The sequence below is a fragment of the Enterobacter cloacae complex sp. SHL020 genome (assembly GCF_049236945.1).
In the GTDB taxonomy this organism is placed as follows: Bacteria; Pseudomonadota; Gammaproteobacteria; order Enterobacterales; family Enterobacteriaceae; genus Enterobacter; species Enterobacter dykesii.
Genome location: NZ_JBMKJF010000006.1, coordinates 1 through 18,854 on the forward strand (window position 1 = coordinate 1; position 18,854 = coordinate 18,854).

General features: G+C 58.8%; 18 protein-coding genes. All 18 read right to left on the reverse strand.

What is annotated here, in order from left to right; genetic code table 11:
* Positions 1 to 626 (reverse strand): type VI secretion system Vgr family protein (locus ACOTZB_RS15210; RefSeq protein WP_421627653.1); only part of this gene is annotated, 626 nt, incomplete at its 3' end.
* An 88-nt stretch (positions 627 to 714) separates the two neighbouring features.
* Complete coding sequence (locus tag ACOTZB_RS15215; protein WP_421627655.1) at positions 715 to 1,146, reverse strand: hypothetical protein; 432 nt, start codon at positions 1,144 to 1,146, stop codon at positions 715 to 717.
* The gene (locus ACOTZB_RS15220; protein ID WP_052119558.1) at positions 1,130 to 1,933 is read right to left on the reverse strand and encodes a hypothetical protein; all 804 of its coding nucleotides are present in this window, start codon (positions 1,931 to 1,933) and stop codon (positions 1,130 to 1,132) included. Before ACOTZB_RS15220 ends, ACOTZB_RS15215 begins: the two co-directional genes overlap by 17 nt.
* Positions 1,934 to 1,953: 20 nt before the next feature.
* Complete coding sequence (locus ACOTZB_RS15225) at positions 1,954 to 3,375, reverse strand: serine/threonine protein kinase (RefSeq protein ID WP_421627657.1); 1,422 nt, start codon at positions 3,373 to 3,375, stop codon at positions 1,954 to 1,956.
* 24 nt (positions 3,376 to 3,399) lie between these two features.
* On the reverse strand, positions 3,400 to 6,015 hold the full coding sequence (tssH, locus tag ACOTZB_RS15230; RefSeq protein ID WP_421627659.1) for a type VI secretion system ATPase TssH: 2,616 nt from the start codon (positions 6,013 to 6,015) through the stop codon (positions 3,400 to 3,402).
* A 38-nt stretch (positions 6,016 to 6,053) separates the two neighbouring features.
* Positions 6,054 to 7,097, reverse strand: a complete 1,044-nt coding sequence (gene tssG, locus ACOTZB_RS15235) for a type VI secretion system baseplate subunit TssG (protein ID WP_421627661.1) — start codon at positions 7,095 to 7,097, stop codon at positions 6,054 to 6,056.
* On the reverse strand, positions 7,094 to 8,965 hold the full coding sequence (tssF, locus tag ACOTZB_RS15240; protein ID WP_421627663.1) for a type VI secretion system baseplate subunit TssF: 1,872 nt from the start codon (positions 8,963 to 8,965) through the stop codon (positions 7,094 to 7,096). The genes tssG and tssF overlap by 4 nt, the downstream gene beginning before the upstream one ends.
* A gap of 2 nt (positions 8,966 to 8,967) precedes the next feature.
* On the reverse strand, positions 8,968 to 9,531 hold the full coding sequence (gene tssE / locus ACOTZB_RS15245; protein WP_047652264.1) for a type VI secretion system baseplate subunit TssE: 564 nt from the start codon (positions 9,529 to 9,531) through the stop codon (positions 8,968 to 8,970).
* Positions 9,524 to 10,336, reverse strand: a complete 813-nt coding sequence (locus ACOTZB_RS15250; RefSeq protein WP_421627665.1) for a type VI secretion system accessory protein TagJ — start codon at positions 10,334 to 10,336, stop codon at positions 9,524 to 9,526. The genes tssE and ACOTZB_RS15250 overlap by 8 nt, the downstream gene beginning before the upstream one ends.
* A 9-nt stretch (positions 10,337 to 10,345) precedes the next feature.
* Positions 10,346 to 11,344 (reverse strand): hypothetical protein, encoded by a 999-nt coding sequence (locus ACOTZB_RS15255; RefSeq protein ID WP_047652266.1) that lies wholly within the window; start codon positions 11,342 to 11,344, stop codon positions 10,346 to 10,348.
* A 16-nt stretch (positions 11,345 to 11,360) separates the two neighbouring features.
* The gene (locus ACOTZB_RS15260; RefSeq protein WP_014884226.1) at positions 11,361 to 12,158 is read right to left on the reverse strand and encodes a PP2C family protein-serine/threonine phosphatase; all 798 of its coding nucleotides are present in this window, start codon (positions 12,156 to 12,158) and stop codon (positions 11,361 to 11,363) included.
* Positions 12,155 to 13,918, reverse strand: a complete 1,764-nt coding sequence (gene tagH / locus ACOTZB_RS15265) for a type VI secretion system-associated FHA domain protein TagH (protein WP_421627667.1) — start codon at positions 13,916 to 13,918, stop codon at positions 12,155 to 12,157. Before tagH ends, ACOTZB_RS15260 begins: the two co-directional genes overlap by 4 nt.
* A gap of 87 nt (positions 13,919 to 14,005) precedes the next feature.
* On the reverse strand, positions 14,006 to 14,359 hold the full coding sequence (locus ACOTZB_RS15270) for a T6SS amidase immunity protein Tai4 family protein (RefSeq protein ID WP_193806600.1): 354 nt from the start codon (positions 14,357 to 14,359) through the stop codon (positions 14,006 to 14,008).
* Entirely contained in the window at positions 14,356 to 14,847 is a 492-nt protein-coding gene (locus tag ACOTZB_RS15275) for a type VI secretion system amidase effector protein Tae4 (RefSeq protein WP_193806598.1), read from the reverse strand. The genes ACOTZB_RS15270 and ACOTZB_RS15275 overlap by 4 nt, the downstream gene beginning before the upstream one ends.
* Before the next feature lie 58 nt (positions 14,848 to 14,905).
* Entirely contained in the window at positions 14,906 to 15,388 is a 483-nt protein-coding gene (locus tag ACOTZB_RS15280; protein WP_008502640.1) for an Hcp family type VI secretion system effector, read from the reverse strand.
* 343 nt (positions 15,389 to 15,731) lie between these two features.
* Complete coding sequence (gene tssC, locus ACOTZB_RS15285; RefSeq protein WP_023336028.1) at positions 15,732 to 17,231, reverse strand: type VI secretion system contractile sheath large subunit; 1,500 nt, start codon at positions 17,229 to 17,231, stop codon at positions 15,732 to 15,734.
* A 3-nt stretch (positions 17,232 to 17,234) separates the two neighbouring features.
* The gene (gene tssB / locus ACOTZB_RS15290; RefSeq protein ID WP_008502644.1) at positions 17,235 to 17,759 is read right to left on the reverse strand and encodes a type VI secretion system contractile sheath small subunit; all 525 of its coding nucleotides are present in this window, start codon (positions 17,757 to 17,759) and stop codon (positions 17,235 to 17,237) included.
* A gap of 75 nt (positions 17,760 to 17,834) precedes the next feature.
* Entirely contained in the window at positions 17,835 to 18,851 is a 1,017-nt protein-coding gene (gene tssA, locus ACOTZB_RS15295) for a type VI secretion system protein TssA (RefSeq protein WP_193806593.1), read from the reverse strand.
* Positions 18,852 to 18,854: the final 3 nt, after the last annotated feature.

Here is an 18,854-nt window from a genome sequence, read left to right on the forward strand (position 1 = left end):
CCCTCTTCATCCGTACTGCCGCCGGACGGCGTCTGGTGGTAAGGAATGACCTCATAGCCGCTGAACGGCTGATGCTGCGTGGCAGCGTCGGTGAGTACCAGGGTGTGCTTGTCCGCCTCGTGGCGGAAGTGATACGCAATCCCCTCCAGCTCCATCAGGCGGCTGATGAAGTCCAGGCTCGACTCCTGATACTGCACGCAGTAGTCCCACACCCGGTAGCTGCCGGTGAGTTTGTCCTCAACGTTGACCTGATGCTCAGCCAGCAGGGTTTTGACAATCTGCGGCACCGTCTGCCCCTGGAAGATACGCAGGTTACGGTCGCGCTTCATCGGCCACAGGTCCGGCTCAACCGTCAGCTGGTACACCGCATAGCGGGTGCCCGTCAGCTCAACGGCGCTGACCGCCACGCGGGTAATCTTGCCGTTAACATAGCGGGACGTCAGCAGGCTCTGCGTCGGGATGGTCACCGTGACCGGCTGGCCCAGCAGCTTGCTGCGGTCAATGCGCGCGTCCGTGCCGAGCACGGTCAGCGTCAGCGCGAACGACTCGGACATCGCCTCGCAACCCGTCAGTTTCCAGAACAGAAGCCCCTCCACCGGGAGCTGAACGGTAATTCGGTTGAGCATAATCGTTAATCCATATGGCTTATGCGATACAAAGGATTCCTGTAACAAACCTGCCGTGCTGAATACTCTTCAAACCCAGGCCTTTAATTTATGCAGGTTGTTTTTTATTAAAATAAATCAGCGAATAGATCTTTAAAAATTCAGACAACACAAACAACCCCAAATTTAGCCAAACATTCGAAACACCGAAAATGCTTACTAATACAGGGAATAGTGGCACTGAAAATCTGAACGAGATCAGACGGAAAACTTCCTGAAACAGTGCAAATTTAATTGCGTAGGTCTTTCTTTTAAAGAAAAACCAGGCTGATGCAATAAGCGATAGTAAAAGAATCAGATCTAAAATGAAAAAGAGCGTTACCAGTCCGCCGCCTGAGACATCGTTCGTCAGGCTGTTAAAAGCCATAATATCTGAAATAAATGGAACTCTATCCTGCCGCAGTGCATTAATGCAGTAAAGTAAGACCGCCAGAACATCCATACATCCCCAGAAATACCATAACTTACTTTTTAAACTCATAATCTTCTTCTCTTACTCCTGGGATCCAATGCCATGATTTACCGCCAATAGCCCAGGCATCATCCCCTTCCTGATACTTTTGGTAAATAGAACGCTTTTCTCCATAACGTCTGATGACAGACTGTTCAGAGAGTAATGCCCGCGAAGTGCTATCCAACTCTGCGGGTAAAGGGGTCCATTGTTGAATTTTGTCACGTGAGGTATTCATATAATCTTTACCGTCCGATCCAAAAACTCGCCCCTCATCCCCCATGCTTGTTAAACGGTTTATCACCATTACCAGAACATTTTTCGTGCCATGATAATCATTGTCTACCGTTTTCCAGTATCCCGGACCATAGTGAGCCGTTACAGGAACAAATGTATCTCTCGTTGGCGCGGGTTTGCCGAACAGAGCAACATTATTACGATAACGCTCAAGGACATAATTTATATAAGCAGAGTTATAACGCGTTTCATCAACACAAAATAACTCTCCTGATTCTGATATGAAAAAAGGATAAGTCGCCTTTGTCCGTTGCCGCCGGTCAATTAACACTACTGCACCCGTGTCAATTAAGCGCTCGATCTTATTAAGATTTTGTGCATACAGCGGATCAAAAACCGCGTTAGGATTAAATTCGTAGCGATGTCGTAACGTCAAACCCTCTATGCTGTGGAAAGGATTTGACACCCCACGTACCACAACAAACTCGCGTCCTACATCGCTCCGGGCATAAACAGGAGAGACAATCTTTTCAAATTCCTTTGGATGAAGCCTTTGGTTTCGAAGATCGTACACTTCCATAAAATCTCCTGTTTATCTATTTACGGATTCACCAGCCAGGTGCCCGGCTTGGTGATATCCAGCGTCTGGCCACGCGTTCTTCCATTGCCCTGGAGTTCAATCTTCACCTCACCGGCCGGCAGCTTGAGCGATGCATAGCCGTTGGTCGCCGGACGCAGCGCTTTTGGCTCGCCGTTCACTTTCAGCGTTTCGCCGTCGAGGATGCGGATATAGACCAGCGCGACCGGGCTGGTGTCGACAGGCGGCGGAGTCTGCTGGGCCGTCGCCTGCTCGTTAACCTTCGCCGTTTCCGGCTTCACGTCCGGCGCGTTTGCGGCGGTCTCAGTCGGACGCGTCTCTGCCGGTGCCTGTGCAGCCTGCTCGGGAGCATCGTTACCGCCGCTGAACAGCATCGCCCCAGCGACAATACCCACCAGCACGCCTGCGGCAACCATGCCCGGGATCTTGTAGCGGCGCCAGTCGAGCAGCGAAGCCGGCTGTTCCTCTTCCACCGGTACCAGCATCGTGCCAGGCTTTTTCGCCGTCAGCACGTCGTTGATACCGGCGACCGGCATCTCAATCAGCGCGGCGAACTCGTCGATGGACTGGGGACGGTCCTCCATGTGCAGCGCCAGCGCGCGGTCAATGGCCTGCAGCAGCGGAATGGAATAGCCCTGCGGCATGATTTCCACCAGCGGTTTGCAGGTATCCTGAATCGAACGCACCACGCTGACCGGCGGCGGAGAACCCACAATCAGGGTACGCAGCACGGCGCCGAGGGCGTAAATATCCGTCCACGGGCCCTGCTCGCTTTCGTTATCGTCGGTGTACTGCTCGATCGGCGCAAAGCCAGGGCGCAGCATGGTTTCGGTTTCGTCGGAGAGGTTACCGATGGTGCGGCGCGCGGAGCCGAAATCAAGCAGCACCGGCAGGCCGTTATCCTGAATCTGAATGTTATCCAGAGAGATGTCGCGGTGCAGATAGCCTTCGTTGTGGATGGTCTTGATCGCACCGAACAGCATCGGCAGCGTGCGGCGGATCCAGGCCTCGTTGATCAGCTCCGGCTTTTCCTCACGCAGGCGCGAAAGCGTGGTGCCGCTGTAAAACAGCGTCCCCATGTAGGCCGTGTCGTTTTGTACCCAGAAACGCAGGACGTGCAGCAGATTCGGGTGGTTAAAACGCGCCAGCAGACGGGCTTCCTGGATGAAGCTGTTCAGGCCTGCGGAAAACGCTTTGCCAAAGCGCTCGCTGCGCAGCACCAGGGTCATGTCGTCGCCGCGCACGGCGAGCGACGAAGGCATAAATTCTTTGATAGCGATAGTGCGTTCGAGCTGGTGATCCCACGCGCGATAGACGATGCCAAAACCGCCGCCGCCGATCACCTCTTTGATTTCAAACTCGTTGAAGCGGTACCCGACCGGGAGCGCGTTTGGGACAGTCCGATTGTTATCATTATCCGTCATCTTTTACAGTTCTCTTGATGATTATTACGCGGCAAACTGACAGTGAAACTCGCCCTGCTCGCAGGTGACGTGCAGACGTCGGTACTGCTCGTCGCTGCGGCTGGCGGTAAGTAAGATCTGGCTCATCTGAGGCAGCAAGGTGTTGGTCAGAATAGCATCCACCATGCGGCCGCCGGACTCCACCTCGGTACAGCGCTGAACAATCTGTTCCACCACGCTGTCGTCAAACTCAGAAATAATGCTGTGATTCTCTTCCAGACGACGCTGAATGCGCTTGAGCTGCAGGCGAACAATCTGCCCCAGCATCTCGTCGCTGAGCGGGTAGTACGGCACCACCAGCAGGCGGCCCAGCAGCGCCGGTGGGAAGACCTCCAGCAGCGGCTGGCGCAGAGCGCCGCTTAACGCGTCAGGCTCCGGCATCAGCTCCGGATCGGCGCACATGGCGCTAATCAGGTCGGTGCCGACGTTGGAGGTCAGAATAATGATGGTGTTACGGAAATCGATGTGGCGCCCCTCGCCGTCTTCCATCCAGCCTTTATCAAAGACCTGGAAGAAGATCTCGTGGACGTCCGGGTGCGCTTTTTCAATTTCGTCCAGCAGCACCACGCTGTACGGACGGCGGCGAACGGCCTCGGTTAACACCCCGCCTTCACCATACCCTACGTACCCCGGAGGCGCACCTTTTAAGGTGGAAACGGTGTGCGCTTCCTGGAACTCGCTCATGTTGATGGTGATAACGTTCTGCTCGCCGCCGTACAGGGATTCGGCGAGCGCCAGCGCGGTTTCAGTTTTACCGACGCCGGACGGGCCGCACAGCATAAAGACGCCCACCGGTTTGTTCGGATCGTCCAGCTTCGCCCGCGAGGTTTTCACGCGGCGGGCAATGAGATCCAGGCCGTGACGCTGGCCGATAACGCGCTGGTTGAGCGTGTCGGCGAGGTTGAGCACCGCGTCGATCTCGTTTTTCACCATCCGGCCCAACGGGATCCCGGTCCAGTCAGAGACCACCGCGGCAACCACGTTTTCATCCACCGCCGCAAACAGCAGCGGTTCATCGCCCTGCAGGGCGTTCAGCGCCTGCTGCTGCTCCGCCAGCTGGCCGCGCAGCTCGGCGCTATCTTCCTCGCCCGCCGCGAACAGCGCCGCGCGCAGGCGAATGATCTCCTGCACCAGGCTACGCTCTTCTTCCCAGCGCCGGGACAGGGCTTCGCGTTTTGCTTCATACGCGTCGCGATCGGCGAGTAAAGCGGTCACGCGATCGGCATCACCGGCCCCCACGCGCGCTTCGCGTTCAGCAATCTCAATTTCCACATCCAGCGCGGCAAGGTGGCGCAGGCAGTCTTCCAGCTGCGCAGGGGGGGCGCTCTGGCTGACCGCGACGCGGGCGCAGGCGGTGTCGAGCAGCGCAACGGCTTTATCCGGCAGCTGACGCGCCGGGATGTAACGATGCGACAGCTTCACCGCCGCGCTGACCGCTTCGTCGAGCAGCAGGACCTGGTGATGCGTCTCCAGCGGCGAAACGGTGCTGCGCAGCATCAGAATGGCTTTCGCTTCGTCCGGCTCGTGAACCTGCACCGTCTGGAAACGGCGGGTCAGCGCCGGGTCTTTCTCGATGTATTTTTTGTATTCCGCCCAGGTGGTGGCGCCGATGGTGCGCAGCTGACCGCGCGCCAGGGCAGGCTTCAGCAGGTTCGCCGCATCGCCGGTTCCCTGCTGGCCGCCTGTGCCAATCAGGGTGTGGATCTCATCGATAAACAGAATGATCGGCGTGGCGCTGGACTGGACCTCATTGATTAACGCCTGCAGACGGGCCTCGAACTCGCCTTTCATGCCTGCGCCTGCCTGCAGCATGCCAATATCCAGCAGCCACAGCTGAATATTTTGCAGCGGCTCCGGCACGTCGCCGTCGGCAATACGCAGCGCCAGCCCTTCCACCACCGCCGTTTTCCCGACCCCGGCTTCCCCGGTCAGCAGCGGGTTGTTCTGACGGCGACGCATCAGGATATCCACCATCTGGCGGATCTCCTCGTCGCGCCCGACAACCGGGTCAATCTTCCCTTCGCGGGCGCGGGCGGTCAGGTCCTGGCCGTACTGGGCCAGCGTCCCCTGCGCCGCCGGTACCGCACCCGCCGGTGAGTCGACGGCGGCGGCGGCCTGCTGCGTCTCTTTGCTGTTGGCGCAGATAGCGTCGAACTGCTCAATCAGCACCTCGACGTTAAGGCGGGTGAACTGCGACGAGATGCTTTTCAGCACGTTCGCCAGGTTCCAGGTTTTAAGCATGCCGATCAGCAAATGGCCGCCACGAATACGGCTGACGCCAAACTTCAGCGATCCAAACACCCAGGCGCGCTCCACGGCGCTGTCGATATGCTCGGAGAGATCGGAAACGGAACTGGCGCCACGCGGAAGGACATCCAGCGCGGCCACGATATCGCGGGTCAGCTGCTGTTCATCAAGGGCAAAGTGGCGGATGACCTGCTGCAGATCGCCATCCTGCTGCTGCATCAGCTGATGCAGCCAGTGCACCAGCTCAACATAGGGGTTGCCGCGCAGCTTGCAGAACGCAGTGGCGCTTTCCAGAGAGGTAAATAACAGCGTATCCAGTTTGCCGAAAAGCACGGCACGGCTAATTTCTGACATGTTAGTTTCCATTAACAATGATTCGGTATACGGAAGGATTACCGCTCTGCGCGATACACCAGATCGCCACGCGGGACGGGCTGCGGCTGAAGGCCCAGCCAGGTGTTATAGCCTAATCGCCCCTTGCTGCCGAGCGTGGTGCCCTGCACCGCGTCTTCACGCAGGATCACCCGCGTTTCCCATTCAAACTCCACCCCGGCGTACTGACGCACCCAGTCGCGCAGCTCGGTGACCCACGCTTCCCCCGGCAGAAAACGGTTGTACTCCTCCGCGCTCAGCGGGCCAATTTCGATGCGAAACTTGTGCTGCACGTCGCGGACGGCGACGCCGAGAAAGGCGGACTCCCCCATGCGCGGCATGCGGCGCCCTGCTCCCAACTGCGCCTGCTCGCGCGTGGAGAGCGGCATCCACTGCGGCACGTTGCTGACCAGTTTGACCGGCGCCTTAAAATAGCTGCGCAGGATCTTCTCCAGTCCCTCCGGATCCCGCCCGTGCCGGGTCAGGTGTCCGGCGTGGGTAAATCGCGCGTGCGAGCTCAGGCTGCCTTTGTTCATCTGCCCCGGCTGGCCCATGCCAATCAGCGACGCCAGATACCCCTCAAAGCGCCTGTTATCGGCGCGATCCAGAGAGACCGCCGGCTGCGCATCCGCCCAGGCGCGGTAAAACAGCAGCGTCAGGCGATGATGGAACAGGTCGGCAAACGCGCTGAGGCTGGTGTCCTGATGATGATAAATCCGCTCGCGGGCGTATTCGGTCATGTGGACCGGCAGCGGGCCGTTCGGGCCAAACAGGCCGAAGCTGAGGATAGATACCTCATGCAGCCCGCTCTCCTCCCGCTGGCGGACCTGAGCCAGCGTCGACGGCGCAAAACTCATCGACGGCTGCTGGCCGATGCGCAGCGGTTCAAATTTCGGCAGCGGCGCGCGTCCCAGCGGGTAGCGCTCGCCGCCCTGGGCATCAATGCGCCTTAACAGCTGAAACAGATCGTAGCGCCAGGGCGTCTCGCGAACCCCTTGCCAGAACGCGTCCGGCAGCCGGGTCAGGCGATGCACGCGCAGCGGTGCAGTGGCAGCGTCACTCATATCAGCGCCCTTTTACCCATGCGCGGCGCCCAGTAGCCAATCTCGCCGCGCTGCTGACTCTTCAGGGTGAATTCCGTAAAGCTGTTGATGGACACCAGGCGGGCAAAGAGACGTTCCATTACGCTGCCGAAAAGCCACGGGCTGGCGCCGGAAAAGGCTCGCTCATCCACCGTCAGGGTGATGCCGATCCCGCGGGCGAAAACGACCGGGCCGGGTTCAGGCACGCGGCGGTGAACCGGCTCCAGCACGCAGTGGCGTACCCCCTCCACCTGGCGCGCAACGGGCGTTTCTGCCAGGTTGGCGTACAGCCCTAACAGCTGGCGCAACGCGGCCGCGCCGTCTTCGTTTTCGCTGTCCATCAGGCTGAGGTAGTTCATCTGCAGCTGGCTGATGAGCCGCCAGGTGCTGAACCCTTCCGCCAGCGCCGGACGCGGCGGCGTCGGGCCTTTGCGCAGGGTGAGGGATTTCACCGGCATGGAGTCGGCCATAATGAACTGCCCGAGCTCCTGCTGCAGCATCAGCGGCAGATCGCGGCTGGTGCAGAGCACCTCGGCAGAGATATAGCGCAGGTTGTCCTGCCACGGGGCGTGCTGTTCATCCACCAGCGAAACAAACACCTCTGAACCGATATAGCCGGTACGGGTGCCGTAGCGCAGGGCGTGCTCGGACAGCACGCGCTGTTCGCGGCGCAGGGAAAAATAGGCCCCGTAGTTGCCCGCATCGCCGCTCCAGGTGCTCCAGAATGGACGAAACGTCTGGTCATCGCGCTGGCCGTCCGCGCTGCCATAGATTTTTTTGACCGCGTAAATTTCATAATCCAGCGGACGAATGTTATCGACCACCAGATGGTATTCATGCTGGCCTTCATTCAGCTTCTGACGCGCCGCGACCTTTGGGAAAAGGTTGATGACCGGCGTACAGTGCAGCGCCAGATGGCTGGCATCGACCACCCGCTCCAGCTGTTCATCTAACTTATCCAGCAGAATGAAGATGTCGAAGGCTTTTTCGCCTTCACAGCGCTGGATAAGCTTGCCCAGACCGCTCAGGCTAATGAAGCGGAAGCGGGCCGGAAACGCAAAGTACTCCTGCAGCAGGCGATAGCCGTCAAAGTTGCGCAGATCGTCCGGAAGCAGAGCCTGGTCAGGATCAAAGCCCTCCTGGCGCAGCGCGTCCGACGCCAGCAGCTGTCGCTGCGGCTGCGGGCTGACCGTCTGGCAGACGATCCCGGCGTGATGCTCCATCACCAGCTCCAGCAGCTTCAGCGCTTCAATGTCCGGACCGCCGAGGAAAAATTCCAGACGGTCGAAATCCAGGTGCCCGAGGTTTTGCGGGCCGTCACAGGCGATGCGGATCCGCAAGGCGCTGCCGATCCCCTGCTGGCTCAGCCCCAGCTGCGCCAGCGGCAGATCGGCTGGCACGCCGCCCAGTTCGACCTTGTCGATTTTCAGCGGCAGCAGGTTGACCTCGTGCGCCGTGGTATAGCTGCAGGTCACGCCGGTTTTTTTCAGCGCCAGGCTGTCCATCATGGTGCCGCGCGGCACAATGAAGCCTTTGCTCAGGTCGCCCCGGCTGCTGTCGGGCTCAATCTCCGCGATCGCCATCGACGGCGTGGGCGCGAGATAGTTAGGGGCAATCATCTCCAGCAGACGCTGGGAGAAGCGCGGAAACTCCGCGTCCATTTTCATCTGCACGCGGGAGGTCAGGAAGGCGAAGCCCTCCATCAGACGTTCGGTATACGGGTCCGCCACCTCGATGCCGCGCATGCCCAGCCGCCCGGCGACCTTAGGATAGCGCTCGGCAAACTCGGCCCCCATTTCGCGCAGGTAGGCCAGCTCGCGGTTGTAATATTCGAGCAGTTTACTTTCCATGATTACCCCGCATCTTTCAGTTCAAAATGGCCGTTTTCCAGATCGACATCGGTACGAAACAGAAACTCCAGCGGGTACGGCACGCACCATAAACGCCCTTTGATCTCGATGGAGAGCACGTTGTGCAGATCCAGCGAGGAGGTATCCGACACGCAGCGGACCTGCAGCCCCTGCGGCAAAATGCGCGGCTCAAAATTGATGATGGCCTCGGTGAGCTTGCGCTGAATGTCGTGCCATTCGATATCCGACATTCTTTTCCCGGCCAGCGGCGCGACGCCGAAGTTGACCACCGAGCGGTTCACGTGCGGCAAGGCGCTCAAGTCGCCGGAGGCATCGTGGTTGATGGTATTAAACAGCCACTGCAGATCGCGCAGGACGTTGCGGCGCAGGGCGGCGTGGGTGATCAGATTGCTGTTGGCCGACTCGCGCTTTTTGTCCGGGTCGTTATCGGTGAGACGATCCAGCAGCGAGGGCTGCATTTTGTCGCGCGCCCCCACCTTCTCCTGCTTGCTGCGGGCTTGCCAGCCGCTGCGCAGCAGATCGCCTTCGCCAGCGGGATTACTCATCGGCTCCATCCGTCGCAAACGTCACGAGGCTTAAGGACAGCAGCGGGCTTTCGCTTTGCTCGCTCAGCCAGACCTTCTGGCCCCTGCCTTCGTAAAGAGTGCCGTCTTCGTCGAGCGGCTGCCATTCTGTGGTGCGGCCCAGCTTGACCGCATCAGTGGCATCGGCAGCAAACGGGTAACGCGCCGGGATCTGACACACCTGCTCCGTCCCGTCCGTCAGGCGCACCAGCGCGTGACGCCAGACCAGATCGGTCACGCTGGCGGGCGCCTGGAAACGGATCTCCGCGATGGCGCTGAACGGCAGCCAGGAATAACGGCCGTTCACGATGGTTTCGCAGACCGGGCCGAGACGGGCATCGCCATCCATCAGCCACTCGAAAGCCTGCGTCTCCTCGTTTTCGAGGATAATCTGGCCGGAGGTGGCCTCAGCCCGATCGAGGGCTTCCAGACGCAGCGCCCGGGCGCGCTCGCCCTCCTCGCTCAGCGCCGCGGCCAGGGTCGTCAGCCACGGCCACTGGGTTTCTGGCATGGCCGGACGCGCCTGTCCCGCCATCACCTGGGCGCGCTGCAGCTCGCCCTGAATGGATTGCTCCAGCAGCGTGACGGTGGGCTTCGCCTGCGGCTTCAGCGCCAGCCAGCTTTTCAGCTGGGTCAGCGCGCGCGTCCAGTTGCCGCTGAGGGTTAAAAACTGCACGAACGCGGCGCGGAGGTCGGCATCCGCCGGACGGGCTTTGATTTCAGCTTCAAGACGCGCCAGCGCATCGCTGAGCGACTCGCCCGCCAGGTGTTGATAGAGCGTATTCATAGCCATTCCTTAATTCGCCGCGCGCCATGCGCCGATGGCCGGGTCGCGCAGCTGAGGACGCAGGGTGTCAATCAGGACGATATTCAGCGGCGTGCCGGGTGCAACCCAGGCGCTCCAGGTTTTTTTCACCGCCGCAATACGCGCCTGCAGTTTTGCATCGTCGCTGGCGATTTCGCGGGAAATCTCCACCGCTACGGTGCCGTTGCTTTTCCAGCTGTTCAGGGCGCTATCGTAAGGCAGGATCATCCAGCTCTGGTCGCTGTTTGGGGTGCTGAATACCATGCGCTCTTTGTTGACGGAGGTGATCAGCGCGTTTTCAGGATCGGCGCTTTGATTCAGCCCGGTCACCGGGAAGCCGTGGATGTAGGTCACCGCCATCTCTTTCTGTCCGCCGTTGCGGGACTGCGAAACCACGGTGTGTCCGCTCAGCCAGCTGCCGTTACCGCAGCGGGTAGTGTCAGAATCCGGAATAAAGAGCGCCGGAGCGGAAGCGCCACCCTCCCAGAAGGTGCGCAGGTGGCAGCCGTCCTGCAGGGTAAATTCCTGCCACGGCGTGCGGTCAGCCGCGACAGTGCGGGAAGCCACGTTCTGGTCCGGCGGCAGCAGCGCGCCGCTGGCTGGGGTTGCGGTGACGGTCGCAGCAGGCGCGGCCTGCTCCTGTTTCACCACCAGCGCCCAGTCCTGCGCTTTGCCTGCCGTACCCTGCGCCAGCGTGGTACCCGCCGGATCGTTGAGCGTCCAGCTAAGCTTATTCACTTTGCTGCACTGGTGTTCCAGCAGGGAGCCAAGACGCGGCACAAAGTTCTCCAGCACGGAGACGTCTTTCTTGCCGTTCGCCACAATGCGCAGCGCCACCTCAGGCTTACACCAGCTCTGCGGCGTGTTGTCTTTGATGTTGTCGATCCAGATATCCAGCTTCTGCGCAGGAGACTGCACGATGCGGAAATTCTCAGCCTGCGCGGTGGAGGTGACCGCCAGAAGTGCCAAACCCGATAGCCAAAGTTTCATATCGTTCCTTGTGTGTCTAATCAGTTCCGCAGGGAAGAAATTGTGCTGCGTCAGAGAGGGTGTGCAGCAAAGTGGTGTCCTGAGGGTTGCCCATCCATACCGCCAGGGCAGTATAGTTATCCTGAGCATTCCCCTCCTGTTCGCCATTCTTTTGAATGATTTGGTTCATTAAGGTCAGCCACTCCTGCGGCGTATTGACCATATGCAGCGACTGCTTCATTTGCTCTTCGCTGACGCCGTGCCAGAACCCGTCGGTGCAGAGTAAGAATGCATCGCCGTCTTCAACCTGCACCACGTCGCTGTAGCTCGCTTCCGGCCCGCCGTTTTCAATTCCCAGCGCCAGATAGAGCAGGTTGCTGTTCAGGTTGTCGGTCTGGTGTCCGGCGTCTTTCATCTGCTGCACCAGGCTATGGTCGGTGGTCACATGCCACAGCCATCCCCGGCGAAACAGGTACAGGCGGCTGTCTCCGGCGTGCGCCCAGTAGGCCAGGCCGTAATCACGGTCAATGAACAGGCTGACCAGCGTCGTGCCCATCCGGCGATAGTCCTGAACGGCCTGCTGTTCGCTGAGGATAGTGCGGTTAGCCGTCTGCACGTAGTCGCGGATATGCTGCGCATTAAGATGTTTGTCGCCATCGAAGCGGGAGATAATGCTGTTGCGGGCCAGCTCTGCCGCCACCTCACCGCCCGGCAGGCCCGCGATGCCGTCGCAGACGACAAAGCAGGCTGAACGTTCCCCTATGGTTTCTCCCGTCTGATCCTGGTTGCTGGCGCGCGTCCCCTGGCGGGAGAGAGAAGCCGTTGCGATATTCATTTGTCTTCCGATCCGCTCTGTGAGTCTTTGTACTGATTCACCTCCATGTCGTACGCATGAAGGAAGGCCTCGCCGAACAGGGTGTGGAAGTCATCCTCAATTTCGCCAGCCGTCTCGCCATAGCTGCGAACAAAATAGTCCCACAGGGCGGCTTTGCGGCTGCCCGGCAGCGCCAGACGAGAGGTCATCCCGTTCTGCTTCGCCTGCTCTTCCAGCTGTTCCGGATTAAAGGACTGTAGCATCGCGGCAATGATGGCGCGGATACCGGAGATCATGCCCAGCTGGTGCGCCTGCAGGTCGATCAGCGCGTCGCGCACGGATTTGGTCGGCGGCATAAAGCCCGGCATCGGGGTGCCGAACATCTGGATCAGCACGGTTTTGCCGGTCGGCAGCAGCTTGAACGGGTTGTTGGCATCGTCCAACACCATGGTCATGTCGGCTTTTACGCCGCGCTTTAGAATGGATCGCGAGGAGAGCAGCGCCACGGTCCCCTGAGAGAACATGCCGAGGATCTGCCCGAGCTGACGCATATTTTCACGGTCAAACTGCGGGACGGGCTGCATTTCGCTCAGACCCATCCCCTCCAGCAGCGCCTCCAGCAGCTCGCCCTGCAGCACTTCGCCCTTCTCACCGCTGTTTGCCGTGGCGGCAGGGGCGGCGGCGTTATTGACAGGGTCAATGCGCAGACGGCCTTTCGGTGCCTGAGCGCTGCTGCGCGCAACGGCCTGTGGCGTAGGCATGGTGAAGCCTGCGTAATCCGTTCGCGCGGGCTCTTCTTCAGCACGCGGTTCTTCCAGCGGCTCAGGGGCGAACAGCGGAGAATCGGCCAGCACGTCCTCTTCCTGCTCGGGTTCAGGCACTGGCGCAGGCTTTTCGGCAAGAATGTCATCCGGATGGGTTAATGGCGCGCCGCCCATCAGCCCGAGCGGGTCGTCATTACGCGCGGCTGGCGCGCTGGCCTTACCGCCAAACAGGGCCAGCGGATCGAGCTCGTCCGTCGCCTCGTCTTCCGGCTTCACGGGGCTATTCTCGCCCGGCGGCACCAGCGTTGACGGGGTGACGTCGTCAAAAATACTCTCTTTTTTGAACAACGCTTCGTCGCTGAACAGCGTGTCCGGGTCAACGTTCTTACGCTCAAGCTTTGGATCGCTGTCGTTAAACATCGCCAGCGGATCTTCCGCGTTACGCTCCGGGGCCGCAGACTGGGAGAACGGATCGTGCGATGCCGCAGGCTGCGGTTTTGTACGGTTGCTGGAGATGCTGTCGGAGATGGAGAACTCCTGCATCAGGCTATCCCAGATTTCCGTTGGCACGGCGGTTGGCTCGGCCTTCCCGCGCGGTGCGGCGCTCGCCGGCTTCGGTTGCGGAGCGGGCGCGGACGCGGCTGCCGGACGCGCCTGCTGATGCATGCTGGCCGCCATACGGCTCACGGGCTGGGTATCGTGGATCAGTTCGGTGACTTCGATACGGTAGTCATCAATACCGAGAATGTCGCCATCCTGCAGCTCAACCTGACGCCCTCGCTCCAGCGGAATGTCATTTAATACCACGCGGGTGACGCTGCCACGGTTGGTCACGCGGCATTCGCCCTGGGCGTCAACGTGAACAATGGCCTGCAGGCGAGAGATGGTGCGGTCATTGTCCGGCAACACCAGATTGTTATCCGTACCGCGCCCAATGGTGCCGCCCGGGGCGTAAAAATCACAGCTGCTTTGCGGCGGCTGATGACCGGGTTTCGTAGAAATAATCGTGAATCGCATGGCGTATTCCTGCTGGTATGATTAGCGCTCAAACGCTGCCGCTCTCGGGGCGAGAACGGCGGCGTTTGGGGGCCGATTCCATCTGTTCTATTCTGGCGTTTTGAGCGGACGAATCGCGTCGCTATTGGCGATTAAGCTGCACTTCAATACCTGATAATGACCCGGCTGAGTGCCACCCACTTTCTCTTTCAGTAGAGAAGCAATCACCTTATCTGCTTTTTCAAAATTCTCAGCAGGCAAATTGCTAGCTTCGAGCCATGCGGCGGCGCTGGCCTCTGCATCAGCTTTCAGGGCTTTGCTGTCCGCAATCTTACCGATACACCGGTTTTGCACCCAGTTTTCAAAGATTTGTTGCTGAGAAAAAGCACTGATATCAGGCAGCGTTTGGGCATAAACAACAGAGGCATTTAATGCCAACACGAGCAGCAGTAAACGTTTCATTTCAGGCTCCAGAACGTTGCGTTGGTAGGAATAAACGAGCCATTTCCAGGAGAACCAAGGAAATGACAGTCATCAGAGCAAATATTTCCATTCCAGAGTGTTACGTGCCCGGTAGCATCACTCCAGCCGTGCCCGGTAAAGATGATAATGCCTTGCTTCCCAGCAAATTGGGAAGGCGTTGGGGAAGAAACTGACATATCTGCATTGCCCAGTACCGTGGGTAGAAATGCAATCATATCTTTAACGCGGAACATATAGCGCTTTTTGTCGTTTCCGGTAACTGTCGCATATTTGCTATTAGAAGGAATCGGGATACCACAGTAATTTAAAACGTAGCTCATACGAATTGGGCAGGCATTTTTAAAAATACCAGCATCAATATTATGCTGAACTTTTCCACCCAATAACTTGCCAACCTGTTCTACGTTTACGTTCACTTCTCTGAATCGGTTCCAGGCGGCGCCAAAAGCAGGACGCATTTGAGACATCTAGTTTCTCCTTGATAAGAAGCTCAGGATAAAGTGAGCCCTTTCGGGCCCACTATTATTATGCTTCTTTGTTTTCTTTGATGTTCCAGCCAGCGCTGCTTTCAGCACCTTTACCACCAGACGTGGTCTGCTCCCAGTACTGTTGTTTCACTTTCGCAGCCTGGAATGCATAGGTCACACCAACGGTATCGCCGTTGTCTGCACCGGTGTACTGAACAGAAGTGACCAGCACATCTTCCAGCGTGATGCGGGAGTATTCCACCTGCTGGCCGCCGGCTTTACAGACGGACAGCTCAACTTTAGTCAGGTGTTTACCGCTGGCGCAGTGTTTCAGGATAGCGGTGGTGGATTTGTCGATCAGCGCGTTAACGTGCAGGTCGTTAAAGTTAACTTTACCGGCACCGCCGCCACCGCCAACGCTCATATTACCTGGCTGGGAAGCACCCCAGGAGAAGGAGGTAATATCAGTCCAGCCGGTGTGGTTAGAATCTTTAGATTCGCCCGTAACACCCTCGACCTTCAGAAACATATCAATAGCCATAATATCTACTCTTCGTGGATGAACAATATTGCTTTCGAAAAAGCACTTATATGGCAAACAGGAAAGCATGGGGCTGAATAAAACCGTCCATATTTTACCTCTGCCTCACATCAAATGACCCGTGTCATTTGACAGTCTTACATTCCTTCGAAAAAACGGAAGGAATGTGAAGTCATTATTACCGGGCGTTATTCTGGAACCGAATAAGCCCGGCATTACCGGGGATTAATTTTTGAATTCTTACGGACAGTGATGTTTGAGGAAAACAGGATAACCACCGCAGCGGTATTTTCCCCCTTCCCCCACCCTCTCCGTCAGGGGAGAGGGGGCGTCCGTGTCTTCATCACGCGTCTTTCGTCTTCAGCGACGGCAGTTTAGAAACCAGACGCAGGGAAACGGTCAGACCTTCCAGCTGGTAGTGCGGACGCAGGAAGAACTTCGCGGCGTAGTAGCCCGGGTTATCTTCAATCTCCTGCACCTGCACTTCCGCCGCCGCCAGCGGTTTGCGGGACTTGGTCTCCTGGGAGGAGTTAGCCGGGTCACCGTCGACGTAGTTCATCACCCAGTCGTTCAGCCAGCGCTCCATCTCTTCGCGCTCGCGGAAGGAGCCGATTTTGTCGCGCACGATGCACTTCAGGTAGTGGGCAAAGCGGCAGCAGGCGAACAGGTACGGCAGACGTGAGGCCAGACGCGCGTTGGCGGTGGCATCCGGATCGTGGTACTCGGCCGGTTTCTGCAGCGACTGCGCGCCGATGAAGGCGGCAAAGTCGGAGTTTTTGCGGTGAACCAGCGGCATAAAGCCGTTTTTCGCCAGCTCGGCTTCACGACGATCGCTGATGGCGATCTCGGTCGGGCACTTCATGTCCACGCCGCCGTCATCGCTCGGGAAGGTGTGGCACGGCAGGTTTTCCACCGCCCCGCCGGACTCCACGCCGCGAATCGAGGTGCACCAGCCGTACTCTTTGAAGGAGCGGTTGATGTTGGCGGCCATCGCGTACGCGGCGTTCGCCCAGGAGTAGCTGTTGTGGTTCGCGCCGTCGGTCTGCTCTTCGAAATCAAAGCTGTCGACCGGGTTGGTGCGAATGCCGTACGGCAGGCGCGACAGGAAGCGCGGCATCACCAGGCCCAGATAGCGGGCATCTTCGGATTCACGCAGCGAACGCCAGGCGGCGTATTCGGTGTTCTGGAAGATCTTGGTCAGGTCGCGCGGGTTAGCCAGCTCCTGCCAGGACTCCATCTGCATCACGCCCGGTGCGGTACCGGTGATAAACGGACAGTGCGCCGCAGAGCCGATGCGCGCCATTTCGCCCAGCAGCTCAACGTCCTGCGGGCTGTGGTCGAAGTAGTAGTCGCCCACGATGCAGCCAAACGGCTCGCCGCCGAACTGACCGTACTCCTGCTCGTAGATTTTCTTGAAAATCGGGCTCTGGTCCCAGCCCACGCCCTTGAAGCGCTTCAGGGTGCGGCCCAGCTCCTGCTTGGAGATGCTCATAAAGCGAATCTTCAGCATCTCGTCAGTTTCAGTGTTGTTCACCAGATAGCTCAGACCGCGCCAGGCGCTCTCCAGCTTCTGAAACTCGTCGTGGTGAATGATCTGATTCACCTGCTGCGACAGCTGCTCGTCGATACCGGCGATCAGGTTCTGAATGGTGCGGTAGGTGTCGTTCGAGAAGGTGACGGTATTTTCCAGCGCCTGCTGCGCCAGGGTTTTGACCGCGCTTTCTACGGCTGAACGGGCCTGATCGGTTTTCGGGCGGAACTCTTTGTTCAGCAGCGCGCTGAATTCATCCTGGCTGAACGCCTGACCCGCCTGCTGCTCGTGTTGTTGAGTCTGGTTGCTCATCGATTATTCCTCGCTACCTTTCGCGCTTTCGTCATTTTTCGGCAACTGGCTCAGGGATTTGAGCAGCGTCGGATCCTGCAGAATTTTAGCGATCAGCTCTTCCGCACCGTTTTTGCCGTCCATATAGGTCAGCAGGTTGGAGAGCTGGGTACGCGCTTCCAGCAGCTTGTTCAGCGGCTCAACCTTGCGGGCAACCGCATCCGGCAGGAAGTCGTCCATGCTGTCAAAGGTCAGATCCACGTTGAGCTTACCTTCGCCGGTCAGGGTGTTATCCACCTGGAACGCCACGCGCGGCTTCAGCGCCTTCATGCGTTCGTCAAAGTTGTCGATGTCGATTTCGAGGAATTTACGCTCGTCGACGGCCGGCAGGTTTTCCACCGGTTTGCCGACCAGATCGGCCATAACGCCCATCACAAACGGCAGCTGAATTTTACGTTCTGCACCGTAGATCTCTACGTCGTACTCGATCTGCACGCGGGGGGCACGGTTACGTGCGATGAATTTCTGCCCACTGTTACTCATTGCCATGATGTTCTCCATCAAAGATGCGCGGTGAAGGTAAAACGACAGGCTCCATGCCTGACGTCATAATGCCTGGACGCGCTATTCGCGGCGCCCAAAGATGTTTTCCAGTTGGTTAACGCCGTCTGGCGCCAGGTCGCGAATAATGTCCATAAAGTTAAGTTCTGACAGCCGCTGCACCCGTTCAATCATCAGCGGTGCGGGGTGGCTCGGTTCGTACTGCGCAAAATACTGCTTCGCTTTTTCCAGCATCAGCTGCGCGTCGGCGCGGCTGGTGACCTGCACGCTACGCCAGTCGGTGACCGGCTGAGCGGGCTGCGCTGCCGCCGACTGCTGCTCGGCCTGTGGTTCAGCCTGCGCCTCACGGTTCGGCAGCAGCTTGCTGATGTCGGTCACCTGACACGCGCTGGCGACCAGTCCGACGGTTTTCAGCAGCTGCTCCATCTCGGGCACGCCGCTTTCACCGAGATGCCCGGTAAGCAGCTCGCGAATCGCCAGCAGACGTTCGTTAATGACGATAACCGCTGCGGTTCCCGGCTGGTCGCCCCGGGCCAGCTCGTCAATCAGCCGTGGACGGCCGCCGGGATAGTCCGGGCATTCCGTCTTGCTGCCGTCCAGCAGGGCCTGAGCATCCCGGAGCGAAATTTCATCGCCGTTTGAACGCAGAAGCGAGGCGTTTCGCACGGCGACGGTGAGGTCAGATTTATCGCTCAGCCCCGCCAGGGCATTAATGCGGTAGAACGGGTCGGTTTCGCCATACTCTTCCAGCAGCGGATAGAGCGTCTCCCAGTAACGGGCGATCGCCTCCTGCACCAGCAATAATCCGTCCGCGTAGCCCGCCAGCCCGCGGCGGCGCGTCCAGGCATGAGTTAACGCCAGCAGTACGCGAAGATCTTTGGTGCGGGTCAGCAGGCTGGTGGCGTATTTTTCCACCGTGTTCCAGTCAGCGGGCTCTGCCGGGATAATGGTGTCGCCAAACTGCTGTTCCGCTTTCCCAAGGCTTGCCTGGTTCATCGCCTGGAAGTCGGCGTCGTACTCCAGGTTTTCGCCGCAGGGTTTTTCGGGACTGATTGGCGCGAGAAATTCTTCGATATTCATGAG